General features: G+C 72.7%; 17 protein-coding genes. 11 read left to right on the top strand and 6 right to left on the bottom strand.

What is annotated here, in order from left to right; translation table 11 throughout:
- Nucleotides 1-137: 137 nt before the first annotated feature.
- From ACFW2G_RS02610 to ACFW2G_RS02600, 3 genes are all read right to left on the bottom strand, one after another.
- The gene (locus tag ACFW2G_RS02610; RefSeq protein ID WP_384581253.1) at nt 138-1,754 is read right to left on the bottom strand and encodes a serine/threonine-protein kinase; all 1,617 of its coding nucleotides are present in this window, start codon (nt 1,752-1,754) and stop codon (nt 138-140) included.
- 238 nt (nt 1,755-1,992) lie between these two features.
- On the bottom strand, nt 1,993-2,487 hold the full coding sequence (locus ACFW2G_RS02605; protein WP_037920849.1) for a MarR family winged helix-turn-helix transcriptional regulator: 495 nt from the start codon (nt 2,485-2,487) through the stop codon (nt 1,993-1,995).
- On the bottom strand, nt 2,480-3,109 hold the full coding sequence (locus ACFW2G_RS02600) for a DJ-1/PfpI family protein (RefSeq protein ID WP_037920855.1): 630 nt from the start codon (nt 3,107-3,109) through the stop codon (nt 2,480-2,482). Before ACFW2G_RS02600 ends, ACFW2G_RS02605 begins: the two co-directional genes overlap by 8 nt.
- Nucleotides 3,110-3,416: 307 nt before the next feature.
- On the opposite strand from ACFW2G_RS02600, the gene ACFW2G_RS02595 reads away from it, so the two are divergent.
- The 3 genes from ACFW2G_RS02595 to ACFW2G_RS02585 all read left to right on the top strand — a co-directional run bounded on the left by ACFW2G_RS02595 (nt 3,417) and on the right by ACFW2G_RS02585 (nt 6,296).
- The gene (locus tag ACFW2G_RS02595; protein ID WP_384581251.1) at nt 3,417-4,775 is read left to right on the top strand and encodes an aspartate aminotransferase family protein; all 1,359 of its coding nucleotides are present in this window, start codon (nt 3,417-3,419) and stop codon (nt 4,773-4,775) included.
- 96 nt (nt 4,776-4,871) lie between these two features.
- Complete coding sequence (locus ACFW2G_RS02590) at nt 4,872-5,537, top strand: GntR family transcriptional regulator (RefSeq protein WP_037920863.1); 666 nt, start codon at nt 4,872-4,874, stop codon at nt 5,535-5,537.
- Nucleotides 5,538-5,645: 108 nt separating this feature from the next.
- Entirely contained in the window at nt 5,646-6,296 is a 651-nt protein-coding gene (locus ACFW2G_RS02585) for a hypothetical protein (RefSeq protein WP_037920865.1), read from the top strand.
- A gap of 103 nt (nt 6,297-6,399) precedes the next feature.
- Here the strand turns inward: ACFW2G_RS02585 and ACFW2G_RS02580 are convergent, their stop codons facing one another.
- The gene (locus ACFW2G_RS02580; RefSeq protein ID WP_037920867.1) at nt 6,400-7,149 is read right to left on the bottom strand and encodes an SLATT domain-containing protein; all 750 of its coding nucleotides are present in this window, start codon (nt 7,147-7,149) and stop codon (nt 6,400-6,402) included.
- Between the two features lie 290 nt (nt 7,150-7,439).
- On the opposite strand from ACFW2G_RS02580, the gene ACFW2G_RS02575 reads away from it, so the two are divergent.
- From ACFW2G_RS02575 to ACFW2G_RS02545, 7 genes are all read left to right on the top strand, one after another.
- Nucleotides 7,440-7,784 carry a YbaB/EbfC family nucleoid-associated protein gene (locus tag ACFW2G_RS02575; protein ID WP_078556344.1) on the top strand — a complete coding sequence of 115 codons (345 nt, stop codon included), beginning with the start codon at nt 7,440-7,442 and terminating at the stop codon, nt 7,782-7,784.
- A gap of 63 nt (nt 7,785-7,847) precedes the next feature.
- Nucleotides 7,848-8,447: a recombination mediator RecR gene (recR, locus tag ACFW2G_RS02570; RefSeq protein WP_037920876.1), complete on the top strand. Its 600-nt coding sequence runs from the start codon at nt 7,848-7,850 to the stop codon at nt 8,445-8,447.
- Complete coding sequence (locus ACFW2G_RS02565) at nt 8,440-9,087, top strand: DUF5063 domain-containing protein (RefSeq protein WP_037920878.1); 648 nt, start codon at nt 8,440-8,442, stop codon at nt 9,085-9,087. Before recR ends, ACFW2G_RS02565 begins: the two co-directional genes overlap by 8 nt.
- Nucleotides 9,088-9,206: 119 nt before the next feature.
- Nucleotides 9,207-10,481: an aspartate kinase gene (locus ACFW2G_RS02560; RefSeq protein ID WP_030838740.1), complete on the top strand. Its 1,275-nt coding sequence runs from the start codon at nt 9,207-9,209 to the stop codon at nt 10,479-10,481.
- Entirely contained in the window at nt 10,478-11,554 is a 1,077-nt protein-coding gene (locus ACFW2G_RS02555) for an aspartate-semialdehyde dehydrogenase (protein WP_037920883.1), read from the top strand. The genes ACFW2G_RS02560 and ACFW2G_RS02555 overlap by 4 nt, the downstream gene beginning before the upstream one ends.
- Before the next feature lie 169 nt (nt 11,555-11,723).
- A complete protein-coding gene (locus ACFW2G_RS02550; protein WP_384581249.1) occupies nt 11,724-12,485 on the top strand; it encodes a SigE family RNA polymerase sigma factor in 762 nt (253 codons plus the stop codon).
- Nucleotides 12,482-13,576: a hypothetical protein gene (locus tag ACFW2G_RS02545; protein ID WP_384446016.1), complete on the top strand. Its 1,095-nt coding sequence runs from the start codon at nt 12,482-12,484 to the stop codon at nt 13,574-13,576. The genes ACFW2G_RS02550 and ACFW2G_RS02545 overlap by 4 nt, the downstream gene beginning before the upstream one ends.
- Here ACFW2G_RS02545 and ACFW2G_RS02540 read toward each other — a convergent pair.
- Both ACFW2G_RS02540 and ACFW2G_RS02535 read right to left on the bottom strand, forming a co-directional pair.
- On the bottom strand, nt 13,543-14,376 hold the full coding sequence (locus tag ACFW2G_RS02540; RefSeq protein WP_384581247.1) for an SURF1 family protein: 834 nt from the start codon (nt 14,374-14,376) through the stop codon (nt 13,543-13,545). The genes ACFW2G_RS02545 and ACFW2G_RS02540 overlap by 34 nt on opposite strands.
- Nucleotides 14,377-14,413: 37 nt before the next feature.
- Nucleotides 14,414-16,225 carry a prolyl oligopeptidase family serine peptidase gene (locus tag ACFW2G_RS02535; protein ID WP_384446018.1) on the bottom strand — a complete coding sequence of 604 codons (1,812 nt, stop codon included), beginning with the start codon at nt 16,223-16,225 and terminating at the stop codon, nt 14,414-14,416.
- Nucleotides 16,226-16,312: 87 nt separating this feature from the next.
- Between ACFW2G_RS02535 and ACFW2G_RS02530 the strand changes: the two genes are divergently transcribed.
- Entirely contained in the window at nt 16,313-16,480 is a 168-nt protein-coding gene (locus ACFW2G_RS02530) for a hypothetical protein (protein WP_384446019.1), read from the top strand.
- The last annotated feature ends 8 nt before the right edge of the window (nt 16,481-16,488 follow it).

The following is a 16,488-nucleotide window of genomic DNA, read 5'->3' as shown; positions in this document are numbered from 1 at the left end:
CCGACACGCCACTTGGGCGGGAGCCGGACGGGAGCCGGTCAGGGGAGCGACCGAAGGCGTGCCACGGTGTCCGGCAGCGCCGCTCCGTGCGACGAACTGTGGCTGCGGGCCCCTCGGCCTCGGCGCGGACGGGCGGGTCACTGTCTGCGGTAGTCGAGCGGGGGACTGCCGCGCCCCGCGAGTTCTCTGCGCAGCGCGCCGTCGGGCAGCAGCCGCAGTCGGCTCCGGCCGCCCGCCGTGCAGGTCGGCGGAGCGCCGGAGGTGACGGTGGAGGCGTCCAGCTCCACGGGGTCGGAAGCGCCGCGCAGGGCCGCTGTCCAGGAGCAGGTGAATCCGGGGTCATGGACGGTCAGGGACATCACCTGCTCGCCGACCCCGCCGTGCGTGAGGGTGAGCCACCAGGTCTGGCCGGCGCGGACGGCCTGCCAGGTGCCGGTGTACGCCTCCGGCAGGCCGCCGCCCACCGGAGCCGACGCGGAACCCGGGGCAGCGCCCGAAGCCGAACCCGAAGCGGAACCCGACCCGGAAGCGGAACCCGAACCCGAAGCGGAACCCGGAGCCGAAGCGGAGGCCTGACCGGAGCCCTTCGGCGCCGGCGGACCGGGGCTCGGGACGGGCGGCCGCGGATTCTCTGCCCCGCTCATCACCGCGTACACGGTGCCGACGGACAGGGCTGCGACGACCGCGGCGACCGCGAGGAGCAGGGCGGTGGACGCCGTCCAGGGCCTGGGCGGACGTTCCGGTTCCAGCGGGGGGTACGCGGAGTAGGAGGGCGGCACCGGAGGCGGAGGCGGAGGTGGAGGCGGAGGCGGCGCCGCGCGGTCCGGCCCGGCGTCCTCGCGGTCCAGCAGTCGTAGGGTGCGCCGGCCGAGCCCGGCCACCAGCGGCGCCGGCAGCCAGGGCTCCAGGGCCCTCCCGTCGGCCACGGTCTCCTCGGCGCCGAGCCGGGCCAGCACCTCGGCCGGCCCCGGCCGCGCACCTGGATCCCGGTGCAGGCAGTCCCGTATGAGGTCGAGCAACCCGGCCGGTACGCCGGCCAGTTCGGATGCGGCGACTCCAGCGCCGCGCGGCGGGGGTGCCGCGTGGCCGCCGGGGCGTTCCGCGCTCCCGAAGGGCACCCGTCCCGTGGTCGCGTACGCCAGGACCGTGCCGAGGCGGAACACGTCGCAGGCTGCGCTCACCGGCTCGCTGCGGATCCGCTCGGGGGCCGTGAAGCCGGGGGAGTCGATGGCGTCGCCCGCCCGGGGCGGGCCTGTTTCGCACCCGGTGGGGGCGCGGGTGATGCCGAAGTCGATGACGCGCGGGCCGTAGAGGGTGATCAGCACCTTCGAGGGCGTCAGGTCGCCATGGACGACGTCAGCCCGGTGGATGTCCTGGAGAGCGTGCGCGAGGCCCGCCGCCAGAACGCGTACGGACCGTTCCGGCAGCGGGCCGAAGTCGTGGGCGACGACCCGCCGCAGGCTCGGTCCGACGACGTGGTCCGTGGCGAACCAGGGGGTGGCGGCCTCGGTGTCGGCGTCCGTGATCGGGACGGCCCACTCGCCGACCACCCGGCGGGCCGCGGCGAGCTCCTGGCGGAAGCGGATGCGGAATTCCTCGCGGGCGGCGAGTCCGGGGTGGGCCAGCGTGACCGCGACGGTACGGCCGCCGTCGGACCGGGCGAGGTACACCCGCCCCGTGCGACCGCTGCCGAGCCGGGACAGCAGCTGGTACGGGCCGACGTGGTGCGGGTCGTGCGGATGCAGTTGTTCCATGGCCGGGCGGTCCTTCCCCTGCTGGCCGAACAGCTCCGCCGGGAAAGACGGGTGGGGACGCCGACCGGTTGCCTCCCGGTCAGCGCCGCCGGACCCGGGCAGGGGCCTTGGCCCGGGCCCCGACCCGGCCCCGACCGGGCGCGCATCCGGCCCACCCTCGACGCTCACCTGAACCTCGACGCCGCCCCCACCCCGGCCCCCGGGCCGAGTCGGACCCCGCACGGCCGGCCCGTGGGACTCAGGCCGCCGGGCCGGCCGGGTCACGCGGCGCGGGCAGCGTGTCCAGGGCCGCGGCGAGCCGCTCCAGGACCCGGACCGTCTCCGCGAAGGCGGCGTCCCCCAGCTCGGACGCGAGGCGGGCGGCCATCGCCGAGTGGCCCGGGCCGATCCGGTCCACAGCCGCGCGGCCCTCCTCCGTCGGGCGCAGCAGCTTGGCCCGCCGGTGCGCCGGGTTCGGCGCGTACTCGGCGAGGCCCTTGGCGACGAGCAGGTCCGCGATGCGTTGGACGCTCTGCCGGGTGATCCCCATGCTGCGGGCGATCCCGGCGACGGGCAGCGGCTCCCGCAGCACCGCGCCCAGCACCTGCCACCAGGCGGCGGTCAGCCCGGCGGGGCGCGCCAGCTCCTCGGAGAGGGAGAGGAACTGGCCGTTCAGTCGGAACACCCCGAGCGCGGTGCGGCTCAGCAGGTCCTGCCGGGTCCGGGAGGACGCGGGTGACGTCGGCTCAAGCATCGCCCGCCGCCGATGCCGCCATCAGGACCGGGTAGGCGCTCTCGTCCGAGTGGTGGAAGAGCCCGTACCAGGCGTCCAGGACCTCCGGCTTGTAGACGTCCAGGCGGGCGAAGACCTCGCGGGCGAAGGCGACCGGTTCCGTCGGGCCCGCCGTGATCAGGTCCCCGTCGGTAACCGCATCGGCCTCGACGTAGTGCTCGGAGCCTTGGTAGCCCGGCTGTTCGGCCAGGTAGAAGGAGACCGCGCTGGTGTGCCTGCGGTCGTCCAGCAGTCCCTCGCGGGCGAGGCCGGCGGTGGCTCCGCAGATCGCCGCGACCGGTACGCCGGCGGCCAGGAACTCCCGGGCCTTCGCCGCGAAGGGCCCCAGTTCGTCGCCCGCGTCCCACAGGGAGGCCCCGGTCAGGATCAGCAGCGAGGAGTCCTCCGGTCGCAGATCGGCCAAGCCCAGGTCAGGCTGGATGCGGATGCCGCCCATGGTGGTGACCGGCGCTCCGGCGGTGAGGCCGACGGTCCGCACGGCGTGGCCTCGCTGGGTGAGGTGCGCGGTGGTGTGGCCGGTCTCCCAGTCCGCGTACGTGTCGTAGACCGCGAGGTGGACGGGCTTGCGTGCGGTCTCGCTCATGGTGGTTCGCCTCCAGCGTCGGATGGTGCCAGGTGCCGTCGGCGCTCACCGCGTCCGAAAGGTGTGGTGAGCGTGGTGTCGGCGGGTTGGGCGATGCTCGTGGGATGTGCCGCGCAAGCCGTCCGTAGCGGCCTCCGCGAGGGCTTCCACAAAAAGCGCCTATGACAAGAGACTGTCATAACGACAGGATGCTGTCAATATGGCGCAGGGGCGCCCGAGAGGTGCCGACAGACTGCCGAGACCGGCCCGCCACCCCCATACAGTCCGCCGATATCCCTCCCCACCTGCGCACTTCTAGCGTGGCGCCATGACCCCTCATGTCACCCCGCACACCCTTGCCGCCGTGAAAGACGCAGATCGGAAGCATGTCTTCCATTCCTGGTCCGCCCAGGCCCTGATCGACCCGCTCGCCGTCGCGGGGGCCGAGGGCTCCTTCTTCTGGGACTACGAGGGCAAGCGCTACCTCGACTTCTCCTCCCAGCTGGTCAACACCAACATCGGCCACCAGCACCCCAAGGTCGTGGCCGCGATCCAGGAGCAGGCCGCCCGACTCTGCACCCTCGCGCCCGGCTTCGCCGTCGACGTCCGCTCCGAGGCCGCCCGCCTCATCGCCGAGCGGACCCCCGGCGACCTGGACAAGATCTTCTTCACCAACGGGGGCGCCGAAGCCGTCGAGAACGCCGTTCGCATGGCCCGTCTGCACACGGGCCGCGCCAAGGTGCTCTCCACCTACCGCTCGTACCACGGGGCCACCGCCGCCGCGATCAACCTCACCGGGGACCCGCGCCGCTGGCCGTCCGACACCGCCGCGGCCGGCGTCGTGCACTTCTGGGGCCCGTACCTCTACCGTTCCGCCTTCCACGCGACCACTGAGGCCGAGGAGTGCGAGCGCGCCCTCACCCACCTCGCCGACACCATCGCCTTCGAGGGCCCGCAGTCGATCGCGGCGATCATCCTGGAGACCGTGCCGGGTACGGCGGGCATCATGGTCCCGCCCGCGGGCTACCTCGCGGGCGTCCGCGAGCTCTGCGACCGCTACGGCATCGTCTTCGTCCTCGACGAGGTCATGGCCGGCTTCGGCCGCACCGGCGCGTGGTTCGCCGCCGACCACTGGGACATCACGCCGGACCTGATCACCTTCGCCAAGGGCGTCAACAGCGGCTACGTGCCGCTCGGCGGCGTGGCCATCTCGGCCGCCATCGCCGAGACGTTCGCGACCCGCCCCTACCCGGGCGGACTGACGTACTCCGGACACCCCTTGGCCTGCGCCGCCGCCGTTGCGACGATCAACGCGATGGAGGAGGAGGGCGTCGTCGAGCATGCCGCCCACCTGGGCGAGAACGTGATCGGCCCGGCGCTCGCCGAGATCGCCGAGCGCCACCCGTCGGTCGGCGAGGTCCGCGGCCTCGGTGCCTTCTGGGCCCTGGAACTCGTACGGGACAAGGAGACGCGCGAGCCGCTCGTCCCGTACAACGCGGCTGGGGCGGACAACACCCCGATGGCCGAGTTCGCGGCGGCCTGCAAGGGCGGCGGCCTGTGGCCCTTCGTCAACATGAACCGGACCCATGTCGTCCCCGCTTGCACCATCACGGAGGCCGAGGCCAAGGAGGGCCTGGCCCTGCTGGACGAGGCGCTCACGGTCGCCGACCGCCACACCACCGGGTAGCCGGGACAGTCACACACAATCCCCACCGACCGACCGGTTTCGGCCTCGCTGTCTGGCCTATGGTGTCCGAAGCTCTACGACAGGAGACGGACCCCTATGCCAGGCAGCGGCGCTGTCACCCGCAACACGCTTCGCCAGCAGATCGCGGACGCGCTGCGTGACGAGGTGCTCGCGGGACGCTTGCCCCCGGGGACCGAGTTCACCGTGAAGCAGATCGCCGAGCAGTACGAGGTCTCCGCGACTCCGGTGCGCGAGGCGCTCGTGGACCTCTCGGCCCAGGGGCTGCTGGAACTGGTCCAGCACCGGGGTTTCCGGGTGCGGGTCTTCTCGGTCGACGACTTCCGCGGCATGATCGAGGCCCGTTCGCTGGTCGTGGACGGCATCTTCCGCCGGCTCGCCGAGCGGGGCACCACCCCGGGCTTCGGCGAGATGCTGGTGTCGGTGCGCCGCCGGGGCGAGGAGGCGCGCAGGGCGGCCCGGAGCGGCTCCCTGGAGGTGCTGATCGGCTACGACCTGCGTTTTTGGCGGGAACTCAGCGGGCTCGTCGCCAACCCGTACATCACCGAGTTCCTGCACCGCATCCGCGTGCAGTGCTGGGTCTTCGCCGTCCCCCACCTCCAGCGCGACCCGCAGCTGCGGGAAGCCCTCTGGGACGGGCACAGCGATCTGGTGGACGCCGTGACCCGGGCGGACGCCGATGCCGTCCGCCGCATCGTGCACGGCTACAACGAGCACGCGCTGGCCTGGGCCGAGCGCCTCTGAACCCCTGCCGGGCCCCTGGGGGCGGCCGCAGTTCCGCGCACCCCTTCGCGGAGGGTGTCCGGCGCACTACGCTGGCCTGATCGGCGACAACGACTGATCGGAGGCCGTGTGGCCTGTGACCTGTGGCTGGTCCCCCTTGTCGACGTGCTGTGCCACAGCCCCGACAACCCCTTCGCGGAAGAGATCGCCTCGTACGACAAGGCGCTGGGCCAGGCCGGGCTCCCGTCCGTGCCCGTGTTCGCGTACATGCCGGGTCTGAGCGGGGACGTCGCCCCGGTCGCCGGTTTCGACTACGACGCCCTGCACTTCCTGAGGCGCGCCTACCTGCTCCAGCTCTGCGGCCTGCCGGTGACCCCGGTGGACGAGCTGGGCGGGGACTACGAACAGCTGCTGGAGATGTTCGAGCCCACCGCTCAGCAGTCGCACCTGGTGTGGCACTACGACCACGCGGGCGCCTATGTGCCCGTCGACTTCCCGGCGCCCCTGGCGAACGAGGAGCTGCTGGCCGGAGGCGGGCCGCTGGGGTCCGCGCAAGGGCTGCTGCGGGAGCTGGTGTTCGTCGCTCCCTCCATCGGGATAGACCCGGGGAACCCGCCGGCGGCGCCCGCGCCGCCGGGGCGGCCGACCTCGCTGGAGGAGCCGGCGGGACCGATCCCGTACGACGGCAGCCCCTTCGCCCGCGAGCGGCACGTCTGGCTGGGACTGCACGCGGCGGCGACGCGCAGTCTCGGACAGGGATCGATGATCATCTTCAGCTGAGCTGCCTGCAGACCTGTACCTGTACCTGTACCTGTACCTGTGCTTGTACCTGCTGCCCGGGCCGGTGGGCGGGGGCGGCCCCGCCCCCGCCCCCTCCACCGGGTCAGCGCGGCTGCTCGGGGGGCCGCTGGCGCGGCATGTTGGGGCGGGTGCCCGGCGGCAGCGGGAAGCGGGCCGGCGGGACGTACGCGTCAGCGCCGCGCGCCCCGGAGGCCCCCAGCGACTGCATCACCAGTGGAGCGGGACCGGAACGGAACTCGACCATCCAGTCCGCGGTCTCCGACCGCACCAGCTCCGTGATGTCCTCGGAGAAGCGCCGCAGCACGGTCAGGCACCGCTCGGCGGCCTCGCTGGCGGTGCCCTCGGTGGGCCCGAGCACCTCGCGGACGTTCTCCGAGGCCCAGTCGAACTGCAGGGTCTGGAGCCGGCGCTGCACCGCCTGGGCCGTGGCCACGTCCCGCATCCAGCCCGACGTCAGTCCGAAGAACCGGTCGCAGGCCAGCGCGGCCGCGCCCAGCAGGAGCGCCAGGTACCCGTACGCCGATCCGCCCGGCGCCGAGCCGGTCAGTTCCAGTACCGGCATCGCGGCGCCCGTGACGGCCCCCAGGGCGGCGCCGACGCGCAGCACGCGCGCTCCGCGGCGCTTCCACGCCCGGTCGGACAGGTACCACTCGGCCGTGCGTAGCGCGTCCGCCTCGACCCGCCGGTAGAGCTCGTCGAGCCGCTCGGCGGGCTCCCCCCAGTCCCCGAGGGGGAAGGGCCGGCCGGTCAGATCGCCCGCCGCCATCGGCCCGCCGCCCTCCTCCCGGGGATCCCGGGGTGGCCCCTCGGGCTGCATCTCCGGTTGGCTCACCCGGCACTCCCTCTGCCTGCGCTGACGTGTGGTGGTGCGCGTGTGCGCAATGATGCGCATGCTCTTCCTACCTTCGAATGGCGGGCGATGGACAACGAATCCCGGGATTTCCGCTCGCAAGGAGGGCTCCATCAGGTACGCGCAGGCCCCGACTCTCACTCGAAAGAGTTGGTCCTCACGGCGTAGGGCGCGGCGCCCGGGGAGCACGTAGGCTCGGATTGACCAAGCGTTCCGCAGGTCTCGGGTCGCGAAAGGTCCCGACGGTACCGACGTACGGAAGTGAGTGCCCTGTGATTCCCGGTGGTGGCCAGCCCAACATGCAGCAGCTGCTCCAGCAGGCCCAGAAGATGCAGCAGGACCTCGCCGCCGCCCAGGAGGAGCTGGCGCGGACCGAGGTCGAGGGCCAGGCCGGCGGCGGCCTGGTCAAGGCGACCGTCACCGGCTCCGGTGAGCTGCGCGCCCTGGTGATCGACCCGAAGGCCGTGGATCCGGAGGACACGGAGACGCTGGCCGACCTCGTGGTCGCGGCGGTCCAGGCGGCGGGCGAGAACGCCCAGGCGCTCCAGCAGCAGAAGCTGGGCCCCCTCGCGCAGGGCCTGGGCGGTGGCAGCGGGATTCCCGGCCTGCCGTTCTAGCAGTACTCTCCCTCCTTCCTCCCCGCTCGACCCATCCCACGAAAGACGAAAGAAGGCAGTCCGTTGTACGAAGGCGTGGTCCAGGACCTGATCGACGAACTGGGCAGGCTGCCCGGCGTCGGGCCCAAGAGCGCGCAGCGGATCGCCTTCCACGTCCTGCAGGCCGAGCCCACCGACGTCCGCCGCCTCGCGCACGCGCTGCTCGAAGTGAAGGACAAGGTCCGGTTCTGTGCCGTGTGCGGGAACGTGGCGCAGGAGGAGCGCTGCGGCATCTGCCGCGACCCGCGCCGGGACGCGACGGTCATCTGTGTCGTCGAGGAGCCGAAGGACGTGGTCGCGATCGAGCGGACGCGTGAGTTCCGGGGCAAGTACCACGTCCTCGGCGGCGCGATCAGCCCGATCGAGGGCGTCGGCCCGGACGACCTGCGCATCCGCGAGCTGCTGGCGCGGCTGGCGGACGGTGAGGTGACCGAGCTGATCCTCGCCACCGACCCCAACCTGGAGGGCGAGGCGACCGCCACCTACCTCGCCCGCATGATCAAGCCCATGGGCCTGAAGGTCACCCGCCTGGCCAGCGGGCTCCCCGTCGGGGGAGATCTGGAGTACGCGGACGAGGTCACGCTGGGGCGGGCCTTTGAAGGAAGGCGACTTCTCGATGTCTGACGCAACGCTGCACGCTCTCGGCCAGGATCCGGACGACTTCGCCGCCTCGATCGCGGACCAGATCGAGTCGTTCATCGTCGCGGTCACCGAGGTCGCCAAGGGCGAGGATCCGGACAGTGCGGTGCCCTTCCTCCTCCTGGAGGTGTCCCAGCTGCTGCTGGCGGGCGGGCGACTGGGCGCGTACCAGGACGTGCTGCCCGAAGAGCGCTACGAGCCCGATCTCGGCCCGGAACCGGACGTCGACGACCTGCGCGAGCGGTTTGCGATCATGCTGGAGCCGGTCGACGTCTACTCCGAGGTCTTCGACCCGTACGAGCCGCGCAAGGCCCCGGTGGCCCACCGGATCTCCGACGACCTGGCCGACGTGGTCGCCGACCTGCGCCACGGCCTCATCCACCACCAGGCGGGTCGCATCACCGAGGCGCTGTGGTGGTGGCAGTTCTCGTACTTCACCAACTGGGGCCCGACGGCCTCGGCGACCCTGCGCGCCCTGCAGTCCCTGATCTCGCACGTGCGCCTGAACCAGCCGCTGGCGGCCCTGGACGGCCTGGACACGGACGAGGACCTGACCGAGGACGACCTGGCGGAGCAGGCGGGGAAGGTCATGGCGGAGGAGCTCGGCGGCCTGGGCCGCACGTGACCCTCCGGCACGGAACCCGGATTGTGATCTTTTCGTCTCATGATGCGGTACGGGGAGGTCGGATCCCGGTCGCTCGTTAGACTGCACCCGCAATGAGACGGACTGACCGAGGAGCGCACGTGGGCCTTGTCGTGCAGAAGTACGGAGGCTCCTCCGTAGCCGATGCCGAGGGCATCAAGCGTGTCGCCAAGCGGATCGTGGACGCCAAGAAGAACGGCCACCAAGTGGTCGTGGTGGTGTCCGCGATGGGCGACACGACGGACGAGCTGATCGATCTCGCCGAGCAGGTTTCGCCGATGCCTGCCGGACGCGAATTCGACATGCTGCTGACCGCGGGAGAGCGGATCTCCATGGCCCTGTTGGCCATGGCGATCAAAAACCTGGGCCACGAGGCCCAGTCGTTCACCGGCAGCCAGGCAGGCGTCATCACCGACTCGGTGCACAACAAAGCGCGCATCATCGATGTCACGCCGGGCCGGATCCGCACCGCGCTGGACGAGGGCAACATCGCCATCGTCGCCGGTTTCCAGGGCGTGTCCGCGGACTCCAAGGACATCACCACGCTGGGCCGCGGAGGCTCGGACACCACCGCCGTGGCGCTCGCCGCGGCACTGGACGCCGAGGTTTGCGAGATCTACACCGACGTCGACGGCGTCTTCACCGCCGACCCCCGCGTCGTGAAGAAGGCCCGGAAGATCGACTGGATCTCCTCCGAGGACATGCTGGAGCTGGCGGCTTCCGGTTCCAAGGTGCTGCTGCACCGCTGTGTCGAGTACGCACGCCGATACAACATCCCGATCCACGTCCGCTCGTCCTTCTCGGGACTGCCGGGCACCTGGGTCAGCAACGAGAATCCGCAAGGGGACGAGCAGGTGGAGCACGCCATCATCTCCGGAGTCGCTCACGACGTCTCCGAAGCCAAGATCACGGTCGTCGGCGTCCCGGACAAGCCGGGTGAGGCCGCGGCGATCTTCCGCGCCATCGCGGACGCCGAGATCAACATCGACATGATCGTGCAGAACGTCTCGGCGGCCTCGACGGGCCTCACCGACATCTCCTTCACGCTTCCCAAGGCCGAGGGCCACAAGGCCATCGACGCCCTGGAGAAGGCGAAGAGCGCGATCGGCTTCGACTCCCTGCGCTATGACGACCAGATCGGCAAGATCTCCCTGGTCGGCGCCGGTATGAAGACGAACCCGGGCGTCACCGCCTCGTTCTTCCAGGCGCTGTCCGACGCGGGCGTCAACATCGAGCTGATCTCCACCTCGGAGATCCGCATCTCGGTCGTGACCCGCCAGGACGACGTCAACGAGGCCGTCCGCGCCGTGCACACGGCCTTCGGCCTCGACTCCGACAGCGACGAGGCCGTCGTCTACGGAGGCACCGGACGATGACCGCCGCCCGGTCGGCCCCGGCTCCGGCTCTCGCCGTCGTCGGGGCGACCGGAGCAGTCGGCTCGGTCCTGCTCCGGATGCTGTCCGAGCGGGCTGACGTCTGGGGCGACATACGGCTGATCGCCTCCGGGCGGTCGGCCGGCCGCATGCTGTCCGTCCGCGGACAGGAGTGCGAGGTGCTCGCCCTCACCGAGGACGCCTTCGACGGCCTCGGGGCGGGCGATGTCGCGCTCTTCCTCACCCCGGCCGAGGTCTCGGCCCGCTGGGCGCCCGTCGCCACCGCGCGCGGCGCGGTCGTCGTCGACCAGTCCGCCGCCTTCCGGGAGGATCCCGAGGTACCGCTCGTGGTGCCCGAGATCAACGCCCACGCGGCACGCATCAGGCCGCGCGGGATCGTCGCCAGCCCGGATACCGTCACCGCCGCGATGATCGCTTCGCTGGGGGCGCTGCACGCCGAGTACGGCCTGACCGAGCTGGCCGTCTCCACGTACCAGGCCGCGAGCGCGGCCGGCCGGGCCGGCTCCGAGGCGCTGCGCCGCCAGCTGTCGCTGGTCGCGGGGACCTCCCTGGGCGAGCAGCCCGGCGACGTGCGCCGTGCCGTGGGCGAGGACACCGGACCCTTCGCGGCTCCCCTGGCCCTGAACGTGGTGCCGTGGTGCGGCGAGCTGAACGAGGACGGCTGGTCCTCGCACGAGCTGGCCGTACGCGCGCAGACCCGCCGGATCCTTCAACTGGAGGCGCTCCCGGTGTCGGTGACCTGCGTGAGGGTGCCGGTCCTGACCGGTGACTCGCTGACGGTGCGGGCCGGCTTCGAGAACGAGGTCAAGGCGGCGCACGCCCGGGAGATCCTGGAGACCGCGCCCGGCGTGGTGCTGGTGGACGATCCCGGGACGGGGGAGTTCCCCACCCCCGTGGACGCCGCCGGGACGGATCCGGCCTGGGTGGGGCGCGTGCGGGCCGCGCTCGACGACCCGTACGCGCTGGAGTTCTTCGTGTGCGCCGACAATCTCCGCCGGGGCGCGGCGCTGAACGCCACACAGATCGCGGAACTGATCGCAGGTGAATGTGCGTAATTCGCTTTGTAGGATCGGTGCCGATCCCTTGATCAAGGTGATGGCCCGACTGCCGTTTCGCTGGACGGGGCAATCGGGAAGAGCGGGTACGCATGAGGACAATACGGAGTTCCCTGCCGAGGCCTCTGCGCGCGTACAACCCTGACCGGGGGACGCGTGTCCTACAGGCGTGGCACAGGCACTGCTCGAATCGGCCGTCCTGCCGGCACGCACGGGGGTCCTCCCGCCGCGCCGGGACGTCCGCACGCCCGGCGGCGGTCTTCCCGTGATCGTTCCCGTCCCTCCGACGGGGACCCCACAGGCCCCCGCACGGACCCCCGGCGGTCTCGTGCCCGAACAGCGCGACAGCGGTGACGCGGAAGCGAACGGCAAGGCCCACGACAGGGCCGACGAGGCCGACAGAGCCGACGAGGCCGGAGCGGCCGACGTGGTGGCCGGCACCACCGTCGACCACCTCACGGCCACCTACCAGGCGCACTACCGCTCACTCCTCGGCCTCGCCGCGCTGCTCCTCGACGACACCGCCTCCTGCGAGGACGTGGTGCAGGAGGCGTTCATCCGGGTGCACTCGGCGCGCAACCGGGTCCGCGACCGCGAGAAGACCCTGGCGTACCTGCGCCAGACCGTCGTGAACCTCTCGCGTTCCGCCCTGCGCCGCCGCATCCTCGGCCTCAAGCTGCTGTCGAAGCCCATGCCGGACATGGCGAGCGCCGAAGAGGGCGCCTACGACCAGCTGGAACGGGACGATCTGATCAAGGCGATGCGGGGACTCCAGCGCCGCCAGCGCGAGGTGCTGGTGCTGCGCTACTTCGCGGACATGACGGAAGCCCAGGTCGCCGAGACGCTGGGAGTGTCGCTCGGCTCGGTCAAGGCGTACGGATCGCGGGGCATTGCCGCGCTGCGGGTGGCGATGGAGGCTGCGCAGTCATGAGGGACGACCACACCGCGCCGGACGGCGCGAGCGGCGAGGACGAGCTGCGGATCCTGCTGCGCGGCGCCGTCGAGGGCATCCGGCCCTCCGGGGACGCGCTGGAGCGGATCCTGCACGCCGTACCCGCGCGACGCCGGGCCCGCAGGCGCCGGGCCGTCGTCGGCGCGGCCGCGGCCGCGCTGATCGCGGGGACCGCGATCCCGGCCGCGCTGCACCTCGCGGGCGGCGAGGGCACGGACGCGGACCGCCGGACCGTGGCCGGGCACGAGGCGCACTCCGGTGACGAACACAGCGGCGCCTCCGACCCGCACCAGAACGGATACGGCGCCTACCCGAAGGCCGGCGGCTCCCTCAGCGGCTCCGTGGACGCGGGCGGTGCCACCGGGCAGCCCGACGCCTCGCAGGGCGGTGCCACGACAGGAGGACCGGCATCGGGCCCGGCGGGCACCGGCGACCCGGGCGGCCCGGCAGGTTCCGCGTCCGACCCGGCGGCGGGCACCGGCCCGCTGCCGCCGGTGGCTTCGCCGGGCGTCCCCGGATGCGGCGCCGAGCAGCTGGGCGTCGTGGGCTACGTGCGCAACCCGGAGGGCGACGGCCGGGTGGCCGGCGGCTTCCGGGTCACCAACGTCTCCTCCCGGGGCTGCGCCGTCACCGGCCGGGACAACGTGACCGCGGCCTCCGCGCCCGTGGCGACGCTGGTCCCGGGCTCCGGGGTCGCCGTGGTCGACCACGCGGCGGGCGACCCGGGCAGCGGTCTGCTGCCCGACCCGTCGGCGCAGCCTTCGGTGGTGGTGCTCGCGCCGAACAAGTCCTACGAGGTCCGCTTCGCGTGGGTGCCGCCGGGCGAGCCCTGTGCCGCGAACGGCTCGGACGGCGGCGGCAAGCCGCCGCAGACCGGTTCGGCGGGCACCTCGGGCGCCCCGGGCAGCGGTGCCGCGTCGGAGCCCCAGACGGGCACGCCCCAGGCGCCGAGCGTCGTCGAGGTGTCCCACACCCCTCGGACCAGCGCCGCGCCGACGACGCGGACGTCGATCCCCGACGCCTGCGGCGGCACGGTCTACCGGACGGGTGCGATCCCGGTCGACGACTGATCCTGCGCAGGCGGGTCGGCCGGGTCGGCGGGCTTGGCGGGGTCGGCGGGGTCGAGCAGGCCCGCCTCCGCGTCGCGCAGGGTTTCCACCTCGCGGCGGTAGAGCCGGAACCACATGAAGAGCACGAAGGCGACGAAGACGAACCACTCGCCCGTGTAGCCGAGGTTCTGGAAGGCCTTGAGGTCGAGCCCGGTGTTGGTCGGCGCCTGCGCAGGCACCGGGAGCATCCCGTCCACCGGGGTCTGCACGGTCAGCCACGCGTCGTACAGGTCGTGCGGGACGATGTTGACCAGAGTGGCCGCGGCGATCACGCCGAGCTGTCCGGCGGGCAGGCCCCCCTGGGCGTGGACCCCCTTCGTCCCCGAGTTCTCCGAGGCCTGCAGGGCGCCGGTCACCTCGACCCGGCCCGTCGGCGCGGCCGGCGCCTTCGCGGGGTCCGCGGCACCGGGCAGCCAGCCCCGGACCACCGGCAGGGCCTTGCCGGAGTCGGTCTTCAGCAGCGTCAGGACGTAGAAACCGGTCGCGCCGTCGAGCCGCCGCTCGGGCACCAGCAACTGCTCGCCGTACTCCCCGGACGCAGAAGCCATCCGCCCGGAGGTCTCCGTGTCGACCGGGAGCAGCGAGTCCAGGGGCGCGGCCGCCCGGTCGACGGGCCGTTCTGCGGTCGCTTCCCGGTGGCTGTCCACCCGCGCCTCGAACCGGCCGAGCTGCCAGGACCCCATGAACAGGCAGAAGGGGACCGCGAGCGCGACGAAGACGTTGATCCCCCACCAGCGCGGGGTCAGGAGAAACCGGTGCACCCCACCACGGTACGGGGGGTGCACCGGCCACCGGTCCTCAGGGTCGGGCGGGCAGGTGCTTCAGCGCGAACTCCAGGTCCATCCGTACCTGCTTGATCCGCTCCTCCACGACCAGCGAGCCGTGCCCGGCGTCGTACCGGTACACCTCGTGCACCGCCCCGCGCGCCACGAGCCGGTCCACGTAGGTGTCGATCTGCCGGATCGGGCAGCGCGGGTCGTTCACGCCGGCCGCAATGTGGACCGGGGCCTTCACCCGGTCCACATAGGTCAGCGGGGAGGAGACCTCGTACCGGTCCGGGACCTCCTGCGGGGTACCGCCGAAGAGGGTGCGGTCCAGGGCCTTCAGCGCCTCCATCTCGTCGTGGTAGGCCGTCACGTAGTCCGCGACCGGCACGGCGGCCAGGCCCACGGCCCAGGCCTCCGGCTGCGTGCCCAGGCCCAGCAGCGTCAGGTAGCCACCCCAGGAGCCGCCCGACAGGACGAGCCGCTCCGGGTCCGCGAGGCCCGACGCGACCGCCCACGCGCGGACCGCCCCGATGTCCTCCAGCTCGATCAAGCCGACCCGGTGCTTGAGGGCGTCGGTCCACTCGCGGCCGTATCCCGTCGAGCCCCGGTAGTTGACCCGGACCACCGCGAAGCCGTGGTCCAGCCAGGCCGCCGGGGTCGCGGCGAAGGCGTCGCTGTCGTGCCAGGTCGGCCCGCCGTGGATCTCGAAGATCGTCGGGAAGGGGCCGTCGCCGTGCCCCGACGGACGCTGGACGAGCGCGTGGATCCGGCCGCCCGGACCCTCCACCCAGGCGTCCTCCACCGGCAGCGAGCCCGGCGGCCGCAGGCCCGGCGGATCCAGTACGGCCCCGCCCGCGGTGGACCGCACCGCCGGCGGCTCGGCGGCCGAGGACCACAGGTACTCCACCGTCCCATCGGGCCGCGCGGTGGCCCCGGACACCGTCCCCGGCGGCGTGTCCACGCGTACGAGCTCCCCCGCGGCCAGGTCGTAGCGCCACAGCTCGGTGCGCGCCTCGAAGCTGTGCGCGACCAGCAGCGCGGATCCGTCCGGGTACCACTCGGCGCTGACGTCGCCCGGCAGGTCGATCGCGAGATCCTGCTCGGCCCCCGTGGCCACGTCCCACACCAGCGGCTCCCAGCGGCCGCGCCGCTGGTGGCCGATGAGCAGCCGGGTGTCGCCCGCGACCGGGGCGAAGCCGAGCACCTCCAGACCGAGCTCCTCCGTCCCGCCGCGGGAGTCGTCCAGCTCGGCGACGGTGCTCCCGTCCAGGGTGAGGACGCGCAGGGCGGAGTGCATGGCGTCGCCGTGCTCGGTGTGCTCGATGGCCAGCAGGGTGCCGTCGCGCGACAGGTCGCCCACGCCCGCGGACTCCCGGTGCCGGTAGATCACCGCGGGCTCCGAGCCGTCCGGGCGGACCACGTGGACGGTCGAGCCGTCCTCGTCCGTGGAGCGCCCGACGACCGTGGTGCCGTCGCGCCCGATGGCCAGCCCCGCAGGGTAGGAGGGTTCGAGGCCCGGAGTGGCGGGCTCGTCGGGGCCGCCGGCGAAGGGCTGGCGCACCCAGGTTCCGAACTCGTCGCCGTCGGTGTCGGAGAACCACCAGATCCACTCGCCGTCGGGGGAGAGGGTGCCGTCGGTGGTGCCGTTGGGGCGGTCGGTGGCCTGCCGCTGCACACCCGTGGCGCGGTCCCAGGCGTAGATCTCGAAGGTGCCGGTCGCGTTGGAGACGAAGAGCGAACGGTCCGGGGCGTCCTCGGCCCATTCGGGCAGCCCGACGCGCGGTGCGCGGAACCGCTTCTCCCAGTCGGGCATGTCGGGGGTGATCTCGCTGTCGCTGGTCATGCGCCCATTGTGGCCGCAGCGCCCCCCGGGGTGCCGACTGCTCCGAACGGGCGCACAGTGGAACCCGTACTCCAAGGAGGAACGATCATGGCCAAGAAGGCCCGCACCGGCCACCACATGCACCAGGAATCCGAACGCGCACTGGCGAAGAACACGGCTGCCCAGGCCCGTGCGAAGGCCGCGGTCAAGGACCCGCACTCCACGGCGGCGAAGACCCGCGGCATGCAGCAGAAGGCCCAGGCCAGGCGCGGCTGAACGAGCGC

The organism is Streptomyces sp. NPDC058880 (assembly GCF_042742535.1).
Lineage (GTDB): Bacteria > Actinomycetota > Actinomycetes > Streptomycetales > Streptomycetaceae > Streptomyces.
The sequence above is the reverse complement of the archived record's forward strand: the minus strand, read 5'-3'. Positions and strand labels throughout refer to the sequence as shown.

Excerpts from the sequence above, each read along its gene's own strand:
- ACFW2G_RS02555 (WP_037920883.1), top strand. The coding sequence starts at position 10,478 with ATGACCGCCGCCCGGTCGGCCCCGGCTCCGGCTCTCGCCGTCGTCGGG.
- ACFW2G_RS02545 (WP_384446016.1), top strand. The coding sequence starts at position 12,482 with ATGAGGGACGACCACACCGCGCCGGACGGCGCGAGCGGCGAGGACGAG.
- ACFW2G_RS02565 (WP_037920878.1), top strand. The coding sequence starts at position 8,440 with ATGTCTGACGCAACGCTGCACGCTCTCGGCCAGGATCCGGACGACTTC.
- ACFW2G_RS02590 (WP_037920863.1), top strand. The coding sequence starts at position 4,872 with ATGCCAGGCAGCGGCGCTGTCACCCGCAACACGCTTCGCCAGCAGATC.
- ACFW2G_RS02595 (WP_384581251.1), top strand. The coding sequence starts at position 3,417 with ATGACCCCTCATGTCACCCCGCACACCCTTGCCGCCGTGAAAGACGCA.
- ACFW2G_RS02535 (WP_384446018.1), bottom strand. The coding sequence starts at position 16,225 with ATGACCAGCGACAGCGAGATCACCCCCGACATGCCCGACTGGGAGAAG.
- ACFW2G_RS02600 (WP_037920855.1), bottom strand. The coding sequence starts at position 3,109 with ATGAGCGAGACCGCACGCAAGCCCGTCCACCTCGCGGTCTACGACACG.
- ACFW2G_RS02530 (WP_384446019.1), top strand. The coding sequence starts at position 16,313 with ATGGCCAAGAAGGCCCGCACCGGCCACCACATGCACCAGGAATCCGAA.
- ACFW2G_RS02610 (WP_384581253.1), bottom strand. The coding sequence starts at position 1,754 with ATGGAACAACTGCATCCGCACGACCCGCACCACGTCGGCCCGTACCAG.
- ACFW2G_RS02605 (WP_037920849.1), bottom strand. The coding sequence starts at position 2,487 with ATGCTTGAGCCGACGTCACCCGCGTCCTCCCGGACCCGGCAGGACCTG.